Source organism: Pseudomonas fluorescens (genome assembly GCF_018614775.1).
Taxonomy (GTDB): Bacteria; Pseudomonadota; Gammaproteobacteria; order Pseudomonadales; family Pseudomonadaceae; genus Aquipseudomonas; species Aquipseudomonas fluorescens_BY.
In genome coordinates, this window is sequence record NZ_JAGGOF010000118.1 from 1 (window position 1) to 15,408 (window position 15,408).

15 protein-coding genes are annotated in these 15,408 nt (G+C 62.9%); 13 read left to right on the forward strand and 2 right to left on the reverse strand.

The window, feature by feature from the left end; translation table 11 throughout:
• The 7 genes from J7E36_RS24560 to J7E36_RS24590 all read left to right on the forward strand — a co-directional run.
• A partial coding sequence (locus J7E36_RS24560) for an OprD family outer membrane porin (protein WP_215008872.1) occupies positions 1-520 on the forward strand: 520 nt, incomplete at its 5' end.
• Between the two features lie 313 nt (positions 521-833).
• Positions 834-1,655 (forward strand): NAD-dependent epimerase/dehydratase family protein, encoded by an 822-nt coding sequence (locus J7E36_RS24565; protein ID WP_215008874.1) that lies wholly within the window; start codon positions 834-836, stop codon positions 1,653-1,655.
• 40 nt (positions 1,656-1,695) lie between these two features.
• Complete coding sequence (locus J7E36_RS24570; RefSeq protein ID WP_215008876.1) at positions 1,696-2,601, forward strand: SMP-30/gluconolactonase/LRE family protein; 906 nt, start codon at positions 1,696-1,698, stop codon at positions 2,599-2,601.
• Positions 2,602-2,658: 57 nt separating this feature from the next.
• Entirely contained in the window at positions 2,659-3,627 is a 969-nt protein-coding gene (locus tag J7E36_RS24575) for a TRAP transporter substrate-binding protein (RefSeq protein WP_215008878.1), read from the forward strand.
• Positions 3,628-3,702: 75 nt separating this feature from the next.
• Entirely contained in the window at positions 3,703-4,230 is a 528-nt protein-coding gene (locus J7E36_RS24580; protein WP_215008879.1) for a TRAP transporter small permease, read from the forward strand.
• Positions 4,230-5,510, forward strand: a complete 1,281-nt coding sequence (locus tag J7E36_RS24585; RefSeq protein WP_215008880.1) for a TRAP transporter large permease — start codon at positions 4,230-4,232, stop codon at positions 5,508-5,510. The genes J7E36_RS24580 and J7E36_RS24585 overlap by 1 nt, the downstream gene beginning before the upstream one ends.
• Positions 5,511-5,605: 95 nt before the next feature.
• Positions 5,606-6,475 carry an aldose 1-epimerase gene (locus tag J7E36_RS24590; RefSeq protein ID WP_215008881.1) on the forward strand — a complete coding sequence of 290 codons (870 nt, stop codon included), beginning with the start codon at positions 5,606-5,608 and terminating at the stop codon, positions 6,473-6,475.
• Between the two features lie 65 nt (positions 6,476-6,540).
• On the opposite strand, the gene J7E36_RS24595 is transcribed toward J7E36_RS24590, so the two are convergent.
• A complete protein-coding gene (locus tag J7E36_RS24595) occupies positions 6,541-7,341 on the reverse strand; it encodes a sulfite exporter TauE/SafE family protein (protein WP_215008882.1) in 801 nt (266 codons plus the stop codon).
• A gap of 137 nt (positions 7,342-7,478) precedes the next feature.
• Here J7E36_RS24595 and J7E36_RS24600 point away from each other — a divergent pair, with 137 nt between their 5' ends.
• The gene (locus tag J7E36_RS24600) at positions 7,479-8,342 is read left to right on the forward strand and encodes an MBL fold metallo-hydrolase (RefSeq protein WP_215008883.1); all 864 of its coding nucleotides are present in this window, start codon (positions 7,479-7,481) and stop codon (positions 8,340-8,342) included.
• Between the two features lie 135 nt (positions 8,343-8,477).
• Here J7E36_RS24600 and bkdR read toward each other — a convergent pair whose 3' ends face one another.
• Positions 8,478-8,966 (reverse strand): Bkd operon transcriptional regulator BkdR, encoded by a 489-nt coding sequence (gene bkdR / locus J7E36_RS24605; protein ID WP_042730813.1) that lies wholly within the window; start codon positions 8,964-8,966, stop codon positions 8,478-8,480.
• Between the two features lie 192 nt (positions 8,967-9,158).
• On the opposite strand from bkdR, the gene J7E36_RS24610 reads away from it, so the two are divergent.
• The 5 genes from J7E36_RS24610 to J7E36_RS24630 all read left to right on the forward strand — a co-directional run bounded on the left by J7E36_RS24610 (position 9,159) and on the right by J7E36_RS24630 (position 15,371).
• Positions 9,159-10,394: a 3-methyl-2-oxobutanoate dehydrogenase (2-methylpropanoyl-transferring) subunit alpha gene (locus J7E36_RS24610; protein ID WP_215008884.1), complete on the forward strand. Its 1,236-nt coding sequence runs from the start codon at positions 9,159-9,161 to the stop codon at positions 10,392-10,394.
• A 1-nt stretch (position 10,395) separates the two neighbouring features.
• Positions 10,396-11,454 carry an alpha-ketoacid dehydrogenase subunit beta gene (locus tag J7E36_RS24615; protein WP_215008886.1) on the forward strand — a complete coding sequence of 353 codons (1,059 nt, stop codon included), beginning with the start codon at positions 10,396-10,398 and terminating at the stop codon, positions 11,452-11,454.
• Positions 11,455-12,729 carry a dihydrolipoamide acetyltransferase family protein gene (locus J7E36_RS24620; protein ID WP_215008887.1) on the forward strand — a complete coding sequence of 425 codons (1,275 nt, stop codon included), beginning with the start codon at positions 11,455-11,457 and terminating at the stop codon, positions 12,727-12,729.
• Positions 12,730-12,741: 12 nt separating this feature from the next.
• Positions 12,742-14,127 carry a dihydrolipoyl dehydrogenase gene (lpdA, locus tag J7E36_RS24625; RefSeq protein ID WP_215008888.1) on the forward strand — a complete coding sequence of 462 codons (1,386 nt, stop codon included), beginning with the start codon at positions 12,742-12,744 and terminating at the stop codon, positions 14,125-14,127.
• Positions 14,128-14,351: 224 nt separating this feature from the next.
• Complete coding sequence (locus J7E36_RS24630) at positions 14,352-15,371, forward strand: branched-chain amino acid aminotransferase (RefSeq protein ID WP_215008889.1); 1,020 nt, start codon at positions 14,352-14,354, stop codon at positions 15,369-15,371.
• Positions 15,372-15,408: the final 37 nt, after the last annotated feature.

Genomic DNA, 15,408 nt, shown 5'->3' on the forward strand with positions numbered 1-15,408 from the left:
CGACTGGACCCTGGGCGCCAATCTCGGCTACTTCATCGGCAAGGAAGACGGCAGCGCCCTGGCCGGCGATCTCGATAACAAAACCGCGTTCGCCATGCTCTCGGCCAAATACGGTGGCAACACCTTCTACGTCGGTTTGCAGAAAGTCGGCGGCGACGATGCCTGGATGCGCGTCAACGGGACCAGCGGCGGCACCCTGGCGAACGACAGCTACAACTCCAGCTACGACAACGCCAAGGAAAAATCCTGGCAGTTGCGCCATGACTTCAACTTCGCCGCCGTCGGCGTGCCGGGCCTGACCCTGATGAACCGCTACATCAGCGGCGACAACGTGCACACCGCCACCGTCGACGACGGCAAGGAATGGGGCCGCGAAACCGAACTGGCCTACACCGTGCAGAGCGGCGCGCTGAAAAGCCTCAACGTGAAATGGCGCAACGCATCCATTCGTCGGGACTACAGCACCAACGAATTCGATGAGAACCGCGTCTTCATCAGCTATCCGATCAGCTTGTTGTAAGGCGACTGCGGTGGGCCTGCTGGATCAGGTGGCGACTGGGCTGTCGTCATCGCGAGCAGGCTCGCTCCCACAAGGGTTGGTGGTGAATGCACAGACCAGGCTGATGAACATCACTGTGGGAGCGAGCCTGCTCGCGATGACGGCGGCACATTCACCCTGGTTGCAGGCTGACCGAGCGCTATCGCGAGCAAGCTCGCTCCCACAGGATGGGTGGTGGGCACAAGATCGGTGGAGGAGCAAGCTGCGTCGCCACGACAAAGGCCCTATGAACCTATAACAACTGACACCTCTCACTGTTTGCTCAGGTAATTTCATGACTACGACACAGATCCGCCATCCTCTCAATCGCCTGCTGTTGACCGGTGCCGCCGGTGGCCTCGGCAAGGTCCTGCGCGAACGCCTGAAACCTTTCGCCCGCCACATTCGCCTGTCGGACATTGCCAACATGGCCCCGGCCATCGATGAAAGCGAAGAAGTGGTGCCGTGCGACCTGTCCGACAAGCAAGCCGTGCATCAATTGGTGGAAGGCGTCGATGCCATTCTGCATTTCGGCGGTGTCTCGGTTGAACGTCCGTTTGAGGAAATCCTCGGTGCCAACATCAGCGGCGTGTTCCACATTTATGAAGCGGCCCGCAAACACGGGGTCAAGCGAGTGATTTTCGCCAGCTCCAACCATGTCATCGGTTTCTATAAGCAGGACGAAGCCCTCGACGCCCTCTCCCCTCGTCGTCCGGATGGCTACTACGGCCTGTCCAAGTCCTACGGCGAAGACGTGGCGAGTTTCTACTTTGATCGCTACGGCATCGAGACCGTGAGCATCCGCATCGGCTCGTCGTTCAGCGAACCCCAGAACCGCCGGATGATGAGCACCTGGCTGAGCTTCGACGACCTGACCCACCTGATCGAGTGCTCGCTCTACGCCCCGAACGTCGGCCACACCGTGGTGTACGGCGTGTCCGCCAACCGCGACGTGTGGTGGGACAACCGCCACGCCACGCACCTGGGCTATCAGCCCAAGGACAGTTCGGAAATCTACCGCGCCAAGGTCGAAGCGCAGCCGATGCCGGCCCCCGATGACCCGGCCATGGTTTACCAGGGTGGCGCCTTCGTCGCGGCCGGGCCGTTCGACGATTGATCCGCCTGTACCCATGGGATACGAACACAAAGGAATCACCATGCAAGCCGAACTCATTGTCGATGCACGCAACGCCGTTGGAGAAAGCCCGGTGTGGGTGCCTGAGGAAAACGCCCTGTACTGGGTAGACATTCCAAGCGGTGGCCTGCAGTGCTGGAACGCCGGGACCGGTCAGCTCATGGGTTGGCAAGCACCGGAGATGCTCGCCTGCATCGCCCGCCACCAGGACGGTGGCTGGGTGGCGGGCATGGAGAGCGGGTTCTTCCGCCTGCACCCCAATGATGACGGCAGCCTGGACAGCGAGCTGTGCGCCAGCGTCGAGCACAGCCGCGCCGATATGCGCCTCAACGATGGTCGCTGCGACCGCCAGGGACGCTTCTGGGCCGGCAGCATGGTGCTGAACATGGGCGCCAACGCCGATGTGGGCCGGATGTATCGCCATGAGGCCGGGCAACGCAGCCCGGTCGAGGCGCAACTGAGCGGTTTCATCGTGCCCAACGGCCTGGGTTTCAGCCCGGACGGGCGGACGATGTACCTCTCTGATTCCCACCCGTTGGTGCAGCAGGTCTGGGCCTTCGATTACGACATCGACAGCGGCACGCCCTCCAACCGGCGGCTCTTCGTCGACATGCTGCCGCTGGCCGGGCGCCCGGACGGCGCGGCGGTGGACGCCGAGGGTTGCTACTGGATCTGTGCCAACGATGCCGGCCTGATCCATCGCTTCACCCCGGACGGCCGACTGGACCGTTCGTTGGCCGTACCGGTGAAGAAACCGACGATGTGCGCTTTTGGCGGCAGCCGTCTGGACACCCTGTTCGTGACCTCGATCCGCCCCGGTGACGACACCGACCCTCAGTCACTGGCCGGGGGCGTGTTCGCCCTCAACCCGGGGGTCAAGGGCCTCGCTGAACCCGCGTTTGGAGGGCTCAAACACGCCGCAAACTGACCTGCATTGCCGCTTCACCGGATGAGCACATAACAACAACAAGACTGGAGATAGACCATGAACTTCAAACGTACCCTTCTGATCGCAGCGCTTCCCCTGGCGTTCCTGGCCCAAGCGGCGCACGCCCTGGAAATCAAGTTCGCCGACATCCACCCGGCGGGCTACCCGACCGTGGTCGCCGAGGAAAACATGGGCAAGGCCCTGACCAAGGACACCAACGGCGAGCTGACCTTCAAGTACTTCCCGGGCGGCGTGCTGGGTTCGGAAAAAGAAGTCGTCGAACAGGCCCAGGTCGGTGCCATCCAGATGACCCGCGTCAGCCTCGGCATCGTCGGCCCGGTGGTGCCGGACGTGAACGTGTTCAACATGCCGTTCATCTTCCGTGACACACAGCACATGCGTAATGTCATCGACGGCCCTGTCGGCGACGAGATCCTCGACCGGATCACCAACTCCGAATTCGGCCTGGTGGCCCTGGCCTGGATGGACGGCGGCACGCGCAACCTCTACACCAAGAAACCGGTGCGCAAGCTTGAAGACCTCAAGGGCATGAAGATTCGCGTGCAGGGCAACCCGATGTTCATCGAGACCATCAACGCCATGGGCGGCAACGGTATCGCCATGGACACCGGCGAGATCTTCAGCGCCCTGCAGACCGGCGTGATCGACGGCGCGGAAAACAACCCGCCGACCATGCTCGAGCACAACCACTACCAGAACGCCAAGTTCTACAGCCTGACCGGTCACCTGATCCTGCCCGAGCCGATCGTGATGTCGAAAATCACCTGGGAAAAACTCACCCCGACCCAACAGGATCTGGTGAAGAAAGCCGCCAAGGCCGCCCAGCTGGATGAACGCGCACTGTGGGACAAGAAGTCCGCCGCCAGTGAAGAAAAACTCAAGGCCGCCGGCGTCGAGTTCATCACCGTCGACAAAAAACCCTTCTATGACGCCACCGCACCCGTGCGGGCCAAGTACGGCGCGCCGTATGCCGACCTGATCAAGAAAATCGAAGCCGTCCAGTAACACCCTCGACCTGTACTCATGACAAGGCCCGGCGCGCCTGATGCCCAAGGCGCGCCCGGTTTACGGTGAAACCCGATGAAGAATCTGCTGCTGCGTATCAACGATAGGATCTACATGACGTGCATCTGGGTCGCCGGCCTTTCCGTCCTGGCGGTGGCCCTGATGATCCCCTGGGGTGTATTCGCCCGCTACATACTGGGCACTGGTTCGAGCTGGCCGGAACCCACCGCGATTCTGCTCATGATCGTGTTCACGTTTATCGGGGCCGCCGCCAGCTATCGCTCCGGCTCCCACATGGCCGTGGACATGCTGACCAACCGTTTACCGCCGCATCTGAAAAGCGCGGCCTCGGTCGTCGCGCAATTGCTGATGGCTGCGATCTGCATCTTCATGACCATCTGGGGCGCCAAGCTGTGCATGTCGACCTGGAACCAGTTCATGAGCGCCCTGCCGACCTTGCGGGTGGGCATCACGTATATGCCAATCCCGATTGGTGGGTTCCTGACGTTGATTTTTGTCCTGGAAAAACTCTTTTTAGGCGATCAGAGCCAGCGTCGGGTCGTGCAGTTCGACTTGGTTGAAGAAAGCGAAGGTGCCGTTTAATGGACGCTCTGATTCTGTTGGGCAGTTTTGTGGTACTGATCCTGATCGGCATGCCGGTCGCCTATGCCTTGGGCGCTGCCGCCCTTATCGGTGCGTGGTGGATCGACATCCCGTTCCAGGCGGTGATGATCCAGGTAGCGGGCGGGGTGAATAAGTTCTCGTTGCTGGCCATCCCGTTCTTCGTGCTGGCGGGCGCAATCATGGCCGAAGGTGGCATGTCCCGCCGGCTCGTCGCCTTCGCCAGTGTACTGGTGGGTTTCGTGCGCGGTGGACTGTCGCTGGTCAACCTCATGGCTTCAAGTTTCTTTGGCGCGATCTCGGGTTCCTCGGTCGCCGATACCGCCTCGGTCGGCTCGGTACTGATCCCGGAAATGGAACGCCGTGGATACCCGCGGGAGTTCGCCACCGCTGTCACTGTCAGTGGCTCGGTACAAGCGCTGCTGACTCCACCCAGCCATAACGCGGTGCTGTATTCCCTCGCGGCTGGCGGCACCGTATCGATCGGTTCGCTGTTCATGGCCGGCATCGTGCCAGGCGTCATGATGAACGCCTGCCTGATGGTGCTGTGCCTGATCTTCGCGAAAAAGCGCAACTACCCCAAGGGTGAAGTCATTCCGCTCAAGCAGGCGTTGAAAATCTGCAAGGAAGCCATGTGGGGCATGATGACGATGTTCATCATCCTCGGCGGTATCCTGTCGGGTATTTTTACCGCCACCGAATCGGCCGCCATCGCCGTGGTGTGGGCCTTCTTCGTGACGATGTGCATCTATCGCGACTACAAATGGAGCGAGCTGCCGAAGCTGATGCACCGTACGGTCCGCACCATTTCCATCGTGATGATCCTGATCGGCTTCGCCGCCAGCTTCGGCTACATCATGACGCTGATGCAGATTCCGGCGAAGATCACCACGATGTTCCTGACCCTGTCGGACAACCGCTACGTGATCCTGATGTGCATCAACGTGATGCTGCTGCTGTTGGGCACGGTGATGGACATGGCGCCGCTGATCCTGATCCTGACGCCGATCCTGATGCCGGTGATCATGGGCATTGGCGTGGACCCGGTGCAGTTTGGCATGATCATGCTGGTGAACCTGGGGATCGGCCTGATTACACCGCCGGTGGGCGCAGTACTGTTCGTCGGCGCCGCCATTGGCAAGGTCAGCATCGAAAGTACCGTCAAGGCCCTGCTGCCGTTCTACGGCATGCTGTTCCTGGTGCTGCTGGCCGTGACCTATATCCCCGCGATTTCGCTGTGGTTGCCGCATCTGGTGTTGTAACCCGCAAACGGCAACATCCAATTGTGGCGAGGGGATAAATCCCCTCGCCACAATTGCATTCGCGCTCGGACTTTTTCCAAACAGACAAGACCACCATGACACCACCGCTCCTGCACCTCGAAGACGAACTCACCCGCCTCACCCTGGCCCCGCACCTGGGCGCCAGCCTCGTTGACTGGACGTTACTCGGCAATGGCGCCCCGCTGCTACGCCCGTCCGCCCCCCACGCCGTGGAAAACCGCCAGCCTGGCAAGCTCGGTTGTTTCCCGTTGATTCCATGGTCGAACCGGATCGCCCAGGGCGGTTTCGATGGCCCGTCGGGCTGGCTGGCCCTGGAAGCCAACAGCGCCAACGATCCGTTTCCGATCCATGGCAGCGCCTGGCAGCAAGCGTGGCAGGTGATCGAACACAGCGCTCAGGAAGCTTTACTGCAACTCGACAGCCGCTACCCCTTCGCCTACTGCGCCAGCCTGCGGATTCGCCTGAGCGGCGGCCAGTTGCAAATCGCCCTGCACGTCACCCACCTGGCCGAACAGCCGGCGTGGCACGGCTTGGGCCTGCACCCCTATTTTCCGCGCACCGCCAGCACGCGCCTGCAAACCCGCGCCAGCGAAGTGTGGCTGTGCGACAGCGCCAAACTGCCAACGGCGCTCACGGACGTGCCGGCGGAATGGGATTTCCAGCAGCCTCGATTGCTCCCGGATACCTTGGTCGACAATGGCTTCGGTGGTTGGGACGGGCACTGCCTGATCCAGCAGCCGGACCTGGGTTACGAGCTGGAATGCCGGGCCAGCGGCAGCGATTATTTCCTGTTGTACTGCCCGGTCGGCCTGGACTTCTTCTGCATCGAACCGGTCAGCCACCCGGTCAATGCCCACCACCTGCCGGGGCGACCTGGGTTGCGTTTACTGGAGCAAGGCCAGTCGGTGGCGTTGGGGTTTTCGATGCAGTGCACACCACGTTGATCCCCGTGGCGAGGGAGCTTGCTCCCACAATGGAGTTCCACAGCAGGGTTCCACAGCCCGGGTCGTTACGCCCGCACCACCATGTACACCGCCACCACCAGGCACACCCCGGCAAACCCCACCTGCAACACCCGGGCCGGGACCCTGGCGGCCAAGCGCCGTCCCAGCAGCATTCCGATAATGCTCGCCAGGATGAACGCGCCGCCCACCCGGTCGATGCTGACCCCTGCATGCAACGCGCCTACCACGCCGATCAGCGAGATCAAGCTGATGACCATCAGCGACGTGGCGACGATCCCGCGCATCTGCACGTCGGTCAGCTGCTTGAACGCCGGCACGATCAGGAAGCCGCCGCCCACCCCTAGCAAACCGGACACCACGCCCGTCACTGCGCCGAGTGCCGCCAACGTAGCGCTGCAGCGGGCGGTCCAGGCCAGGCGTCCGGTCTGGCGGTCGAGCAGGCAATTTTTCTGGCCCCAACTGGCGGCACCGTGGTCGCTTGGCCCCGGTTGCGCGGTTTCCCGGCGCAACATGCGGACCGCCACCAGCACCATCAACAGGCTGAACAGGATCATCAGAATTCTTTCCGAAAGCTGATGGGCGAAGTAGACACCCAGCGGCGAAAACACCGCGCCCAGCAACGCAATCAGCAACGCCGCGCGATAGCGCACCAGGCCATGGCGCAAGCCGTCGATGGCGCCCACCGCCGCCGCGCTGCCCACGGCGAACAACGCCACCGGCGCGGCCTGGGTCATGGTCAAGCCCAGCCCGAGCACCAACGCCGGAACCGCAAGAATACCGCCGCCGGCGCCCGTCAGACCCAACACCAGGCCCATGACCACGCCAAAAAAACCTGCCAGTAACATAAGTCTCTCTCACGCCGCGCACACCTGTTGGCAGGTGCGATCGCATTTGCAGGACGCCGTGGCCCTCATTAAGCTGCGGACCATATGTTGTAAACCTTACGTGTTGCAACCGGTTCTTCTTCACCAGGTTCGCTGCCATGCCCGCGCAGATCCAAGGCTTTCTCGACCCCGCTTCCAAGACCTATACGTACGTGGTGTATGAACACGACGGCGGGCAATGCGCGGTGGTCGACCCGGTGCTCGACTACGACCCGGCTTCGGGGCGCAGCGCGACGACACAGGCTGATCGCATCATTGCGTTCGTCGCCGAACACCAATTGACCGTGCAGTGGCTGCTGGAAACCCACGCCCACGCCGATCACCTGTCAGCCGCGCCCTATCTGCGCCGGGTGCTGGGCGGCAAGATCGCCATCGGCCAATCCATCGACCAGGTCCAGCGGGTCTTCAAGGCCCTGTTCAACCTCGAACCGCACTTTGCCGTGGACGGCTCGCAGTTCGACCACCTGTTCGCCGCCGACGAGTCCTTTTCCATCGGCAACCTCAAGGCCACGGCGCTGCATGTGCCCGGCCATACCCCGGCGGACATGGCCTACCTGATCGACGGCGACGTGATCCTGGTGGGTGACACGCTGTTCATGCCCGATGTCGGCACCGCCCGCTGCGACTTCCCCGGCGGCAATGCGCACCAGCTCTACGCTTCGATCCGCAAGCTGCTGGCCTTCCCCGCCGGTGTGCGGCTCTATGTCTGCCACGACTATCCGCCGGATCATCGCGAGCCCCAGTGCATGAGCACCGTGGGCGAACAGCGCCAGCACAACATCCACATCCACGACGGCATCGACACAGCCACGTTCGTCGCCATGCGTACCCAGCGCGACGGAACGCTGGGCATGCCGACGCTGCTATTGCCGGCGATCCAGGTGAATGTGCGGGCGGGTAACCTGCCGCCGGCTGAGGACAATGGGGTGAGTTACCTCAAGATTCCGGTCAATCAGCTTTGAAGAAACCTGTAGGAAAAACCTGTGGGAGCGAGCCTGCTCGCGATAGCGTCGACACATCCAACATCAGTGCAAGCTGAACCACCGATATCGCGAGCAGGCTCGCTCCCACAACGGATTGTGGTTGCTAGCGCTTGATCAGCTCCCCAGCGTCAACCCATTGGCCGGCAGCGGCAACGCCGTCTTGTAACGCACCTGCTTGAGGGCAAAGCTCGAACGGATGTTCGCCACCCCCGGGACCTTGGTCAGGAAGTCCATCATGAACCGCTCCAACGACTGGATGGTCGGCACCAACACGCGGATCAGATAGTCCGGATCCCCTGCCATCAGGTAGCACTCCATCACCTCCGGCCGGTCGGAGATCGCCTCTTCGAAATGCTGCAGCGCCTCTTCCACCTGCTTCTCCAGGCTGACGTGGATGAACACATTGACGTGCAGCCCCAGCAGGTCGGCGTCCAGCAGGGTGACCTGCTCGCGGATCACCCCCAGCTCTTCCATGGCCCGCACCCGGTTGAAGCACGGGGTCGGCGACAGGTTCACCGAGCGGGCCAGATCGGCGTTGGTGATGCGGGCGTTTTCCTGAAGGCTGTTGAGAATGCCGATGTCGGTGCGATCCAATTTGCGCATGAGACAAATAATCCTGTTTTTTATCGTTGTGCAGATTTTTTATCTGCAAATGATCTGAACAGCAAGCCAACAGAGAAAAATATTCTTCTTCGCCGAGCCTATGATTGTTGTAGGACAATTTCCCCTTACCCAGGGGAATTGTCAGCTAGCGCGCCCACTACAAGAAATTCACAAGATCGAGCGTAGAAAGCCATGAACCCAGCGTACGAACCGCTACGCCTGCACGTTCCCGAACCCTCGGGCCGTCCCGGCTGCAAGACCGACTTCTCCTATCTGCACCTGAGCGACGCCGGTACGGTGCGCAAACCGCCTGTCGACGTCGAACCGTCCGACACCACCGACCTGGCCCGCAGCCTGATCCGCGTGCTCGATGACCAAGGCAACGCCTTGGGCGAATGGGCCGCGGACATCCCGGTCGAGATCCTGCGCAAGGGCATGCGCGCCATGCTCAAGACGCGGATCTACGACAACCGCATGGTGGTCGCCCAGCGCCAGAAAAAAATGTCGTTCTACATGCAGAGCCTCGGCGAAGAGGCCATCGGCAGCGCCCAGGCTTTGGCGTTGAATATCGACGACATGTGCTTTCCCACCTACCGCCAGCAAAGCATCCTGATGGCCCGCGACGTGCCGCTGGTCGGCCTGATCTGCCAACTGCTGTCCAACGAGCGCGATCCGCTCAAGGGCCGGCAATTGCCGATCATGTACTCGGTCAAGGACGCCGGTTTCTTTACCATTTCCGGCAACCTGGCCACCCAGTTCATCCAGGGCGTGGGCTGGGGCATGGCCTCGGCTATCAAGGGCGATACCAAGATCGCCTCGGCCTGGATCGGCGACGGCGCCACCGCCGAATCGGACTTCCACACCGCCCTCACCTTTGCCCACGTCTACCGCGCGCCGGTGATCCTCAACGTGGTCAACAACCAGTGGGCAATCTCTACCTTCCAGGCCATTGCCGGTGGTGAAGCCACCACCTTCGCCGGACGCGGCGTCGGCTGCGGCATCGCTTCGCTGCGGGTCGATGGCAACGATTTCATGGCGGTCTACGCCGCCTCGCGCTGGGCCGCCGAACGCGCCCGCCGCAACCTCGGCCCGGCCCTGATCGAATGGGTCACCTACCGCGCCGGCCCGCACTCCACCTCCGACGATCCGTCCAAGTACCGCCCCGCCGACGACTGGAGCCACTTCCCGCTGGGCGATCCGATCGCCCGCCTCAAGCAGCACATGATCCGCATCGGCCAGTGGTCGGAAGAGGAACACGCTGCTGTCAGCGCCGAACTGGAAGCCGAGATCATCGCCGCCCAGAAAGAAGCCGAGCAGTACGGCACCCTCGCCGGTGGCCAGGTGCCGAGCGCCGCGACGATGTTCGAAGACGTCTACAAAGAGATGCCGGAGCACTTGAAGCGCCAGCGTCAGCAGTTGGGGATCTGACATGAACGATCACAACACCACTATTGCGCTGGATACCGCCATGACCACTACCACCATGACCATGATCCAGGCCCTGCGCTCGGCCATGGACGTGATGCTCGAACGCGACGACAACGTCGTGGTGTTCGGCCAGGACGTGGGCTATTTCGGCGGTGTGTTCCGCTGCACCGAAGGCCTGCAGAACAAGTACGGCACCTCGCGAGTGTTCGACGCGCCGATTTCCGAAAGCGGCATTGTCGGCGTGGCGGTGGGCATGGGCGCCTACGGCTTGCGGCCCGTGGCTGAGATCCAGTTCGCCGATTACGTCTACCCGGCCTCGGACCAGATCATTTCCGAAGCGGCGCGCCTGCGTTATCGCTCGGCCGGTGAGTTCACCGCGCCGATGACCCTGCGCATGCCTTGCGGCGGTGGCATTTATGGCGGCCAGACCCACAGCCAGAGCATCGAGGCGATGTTCACCCAGGTCTGTGGCCTGCGCACCGTGATGCCGTCCAACCCCTACGACGCCAAGGGCCTGCTGATCGCTTCCATCGAAAACGATGACCCGGTGATCTTCCTCGAACCCAAGCGCCTGTATAACGGCCCGTTCGACGGGCACCACGACCGCCCGGTAACGCCGTGGTCGAAACACCCCTCGGCCCAGGTCCCGGACGGCTACTACACCGTACCGCTGGACGTGGCCGCCATCACCCGTCCGGGCAAGGACGTGACCGTTCTCACCTACGGCACCACGGTCTACGTGTCCCAGGTGGCCGCCGAGGAAAGCGGCGTCGATGCCGAAGTCATCGACCTGCGCAGCCTGTGGCCGCTGGACCTGGAGACCATCGTCAAGTCGGTGAAAAAGACCGGCCGCTGCGTGATCGTCCACGAAGCCACCCGCACCTGCGGTTTCGGCGCCGAGCTGGTGTCGCTGGTGCAAGAGCATTGCTTCCACCACCTGGAAGCGCCCATCGAACGCGTCACCGGTTGGGACACCCCCTACCCGCACGCGCAGGAGTGGGCGTATTTCCCAGGGCCGTCCCGTGTGGGCGCGGCGTTGAAACGGGTCATGGAGGTCTGAATGGGCACGCACGTTATCAAGATGCCGGACATTGGCGAAGGCATCGCTGAAGTTGAACTGTCGGTGTGGCACGTCAAGGTCGGCGACCTGGTGGTTGAAGACCAGGTATTGGCCGATGTCATGACCGACAAGGCCATGGTGGACATCCCATCGCCGGTGCACGGCCGCGTCATCGCCCTGGGCGGCGAGCCCGGTGAAGTCATGGCGGTGGGCAGCGAGCTGATCCGCATTGAAGTGGAAGGCGCGGGCAACCTCAAGGAGTCGGCCCAGCCGGCGGCTGTTGCGACGGCGGTGACGCCGGCACCGAAGCCTGAGCCCGTGGCAGCGCCCCGACCGGTGGCGGAAAAACCGGCCGCCACCTCGCGTCCAGCGCCTCAAGCGCCGGTGGCCCGCGATCCCGACGAACGCCCCCTGGCCTCCCCGGTCGTGCGTAAGCACGCGTTGGACCTGGGCATTCAATTGCGCCTGGTCCAGGGCAGCGGCCCCGCCGGCCGGGTCCTGCACGAAGACCTGGACGCTTACCTGGCCCAAGGTCCGTCGACCCCGGCCAAGGGCGGTTCAGGCTATGCCGAACGCCACGACGAGCAGCAGATCCCAGTGATCGGCATGCGCCGCAAGATTGCCCAGCGCATGCAGGAAGCCACCCAGCGCGCCGCCCATTTCAGCTACGTCGAGGAAATCGACGTCACGGCCCTGGAAGAGCTACGGGTTCACTTGAACGAAAAACACGGCGCCACTCGCGGCAAGCTGACCTTGTTGCCGTTCCTGGTGCGGGCGATGGTCGTGGCCCTGCGCGACTTCCCGCAAATGAACGCCCGCTACGACGACGAAGCCCAGGTCATCCACCGCTGCGGCGCGGTGCATGTCGGCGTGGCCACCCAGAGCGACGTCGGCCTGATGGTCCCGGTGGTGCGTCACGCCGAAGCCCGCAGCCTGTGGGACAGCGCGGCGGAAATCAGCCGGCTCGCCAACGCTGCGCGCAACGGCAAGGCCAGTCGTGATGAACTGTCAGGCTCGACCATCACCCTGACCAGCCTTGGCGCCCTGGGCGGCATCGTCAGCACACCGGTGCTGAACCTGCCGGAAGTGGCCATCGTCGGGGTGAACAAAATCGTCGAACGGCCCGTGGTGATCAAAGGCCAGATCGTGGTCCGCAAGATGATGAACCTCTCCAGCTCCTTCGATCACCGGGTGGTCGATGGCATGGACGCGGCGCAATTCATCCAGGCCCTGCGCGGCTTGCTCGAACAACCGGCCACCTTGTTCGTCGACTAATTGGGAGCAGGCATGCAACAGACTCTGAACACCACGCTGCTGATCATCGGCGGCGGCCCCGGCGGCTACGTGGCGGCGATTCGCGCCGGTCAATTGGGCATTCCGACCCTCCTGGTGGAAGGCCAGGCGCTGGGCGGAACCTGCCTGAACATCGGCTGCATTCCGTCCAAGGCGTTGATCCATGTGGCCGAGCAATTCCACCAGACGCGGCACCACAGCCAGGGCTCGGCCCTGGGCATCACGGTGGCGGCGCCGAGCCTGGACATCGGCAAGAGCGTGGAATGGAAGGACGGCATCGTCGATCGCCTGACCACCGGCGTTGCGGCGCTACTGAAGAAGCACAAGGTCCAGGTCATTCACGGCTGGGCCAAGGTCATCGACGGCAAGACCGTGGAAGTCGGCGACACCCGCATCCAGTGCGAGCACCTGCTGCTGGCCACCGGTTCGAAAAGCGTCAACCTGCCGATGCTGCCGATTGGCGGACCGATCATTTCGTCGACCGAAGCCCTCGCCCCGACCTCGGTGCCCAAGCATCTGGTGGTGGTCGGCGGTGGCTACATCGGCCTGGAACTGGGGATTGCCTACCGCAAGCTCGGCGCCGAGGTCAGCGTGGTCGAAGCCCAGGAGCGGATCCTGCCGGCCTACGACGGCGAACTGACGCAACCGGTGCACGAGGCGCTCAAGCAGTTGGGCGTGAAGCTGTACCTCAAGCACAGCGTCGAGGGCTTCGATGCCCAGGCCAGCACCTTGCAAGTGCGCGATCCCGCGGGCGACACCTTGAACCTGGACACTGACCGGGTCCTGGTGGCGGTCGGTCGCAAGCCCAACACCCAGGGCTGGAACCTGGAAGCGTTGAATCTGGCGATGAACGGCTCGGCGGTCAAGATCGACAGTCGCTGCCAGACCAGCATGCGTAATGTCTGGGCCATCGGTGACCTGAGCGGCGAGCCCATGCTCGCCCACCGGGCCATGGCCCAGGGCGAAATGGTCGCCGAGTTGATTGCTGGCCAATCCCGGGAATTCAACCCCACGGCCATCGCTGCGGTGTGCTTCACCGACCCGGAACTGGTGGTGGTGGGCAAGACGCCGGACGACGCCAAGGCGGCCGGGCTGGATTGCATCGTGTCCAGCTTCCCGTTCGCCGCCAATGGCCGGGCCATGACCCTGGAATCGAAAAGCGGTTTCGTGCGGGTCGTGGCGCGCCGGGACAATCACCTGATCGTCGGTTGGCAAGCGGTGGGGGTCGGTGTCTCGGAGCTGTCCACCGCGTTCGGCCAATCCCTGGAAATGGGCGCGCGGCTGGAAGACATCGCCGGCACCATCCACGCCCACCCGACGCTGGGTGAGGCGGTGCAGGAAGCAGCGCTGCGAGCGTTGGGGCATGCGTTGCATATATAGCGCATCAGGATCGTTCCCACGCTCCGCGTGGGAATGCAGCCAGGGACGCTCCGCGTCCCAAAGCCGAACGCGGAGCGTCCGTTGAGGTATTCCCACGCGGAGCGTGGGAACAATCATACGGGTGAGGCTGCGAAACACCCCCGGAATGAAGTATTGTTGTCCCCATCCAAAAAACGTCAGAAGCCTTGAACCGTTTCGACGGCTGTCAAGAAATAGAGGGTGTCATGGGTAACGAGAGCATCAATTGGGACAAACTGGGCTTTGACTACATCAAGACCGACAAGCGCTACCTGTCGCACTGGCGCGATGGTGCCTGGGACACCGGCACCCTGACCGACGACAACGTGCTGCACATCAGCGAGGGCTCCACCGCCCTGCACTATGGCCAGCAATGCTTCGAAGGCCTGAAGGCCTATCGCTGCAAGGACGGTTCGATCAACCTGTTCCGCCCGGACCAGAACGCCGCCCGCATGCAACGCAGCTGTGCCCGCCTGCTGATGCCGCACGTCGACACCGAGCAGTTCATCGACGCCTGCAAACAAGTGGTCCGCGCCAACGAGCGCTTCATCCCGCCCTACGGCACCGGCGGCGCGCTGTACCTGCGCCCGTTCGTGATCGGCGTGGGCGACAACATCGGCGTGCGCACTGCACCCGAGTTCATCTTCTCGATCTTCTGCATCCCGGTCGGCGCCTACTTCAAGGGCGGCCTGACCCCGCACAACTTCCTGATCTCCAGCTTCGACCGCGCCGCGCCACAAGGCACCGGTGCCGCCAAGGTCGGTGGCAACTATGCCGCCAGCCTGATGCCGGGCTCACAGGCCAAGAAGGCCAGCTTCGCCGATTGCATCTACCTTGATCCGCTGACCCACACCAAAATCGAGGAAGTCGGTTCGGCGAACTTCTTCGGCATCACCCACGACAACAAATTCGTCACCCCCAACTCCCCGTCGGTCCTGCCAGGCATCACCCGCCTGTCGCTGATCGAACTGGCCAAATCGCGCCTGGGCCTGGAAGTGATCGAAGGCGACGTGCTGATCGACCAGCTGTCGGACTTCAAGGAAGCCGGCGCCTGCGGGACCGCCGCAGTGATCACACCGATCGGTGGCATCCACTACAAGGACAAGCTGCACGTCTTCCACAGCGAAACCGAAGTCGGCCCGATCACCCAGAAGCTCTACAAAGAGCTGACCGGTGTACAGACCGGCGAAGTGGAAGCGCCGGCGGGTTGGATCGTCAAGGTCTGACCCGAACTCACCCAGGGCTCGTTCCCACGCAGAGCGT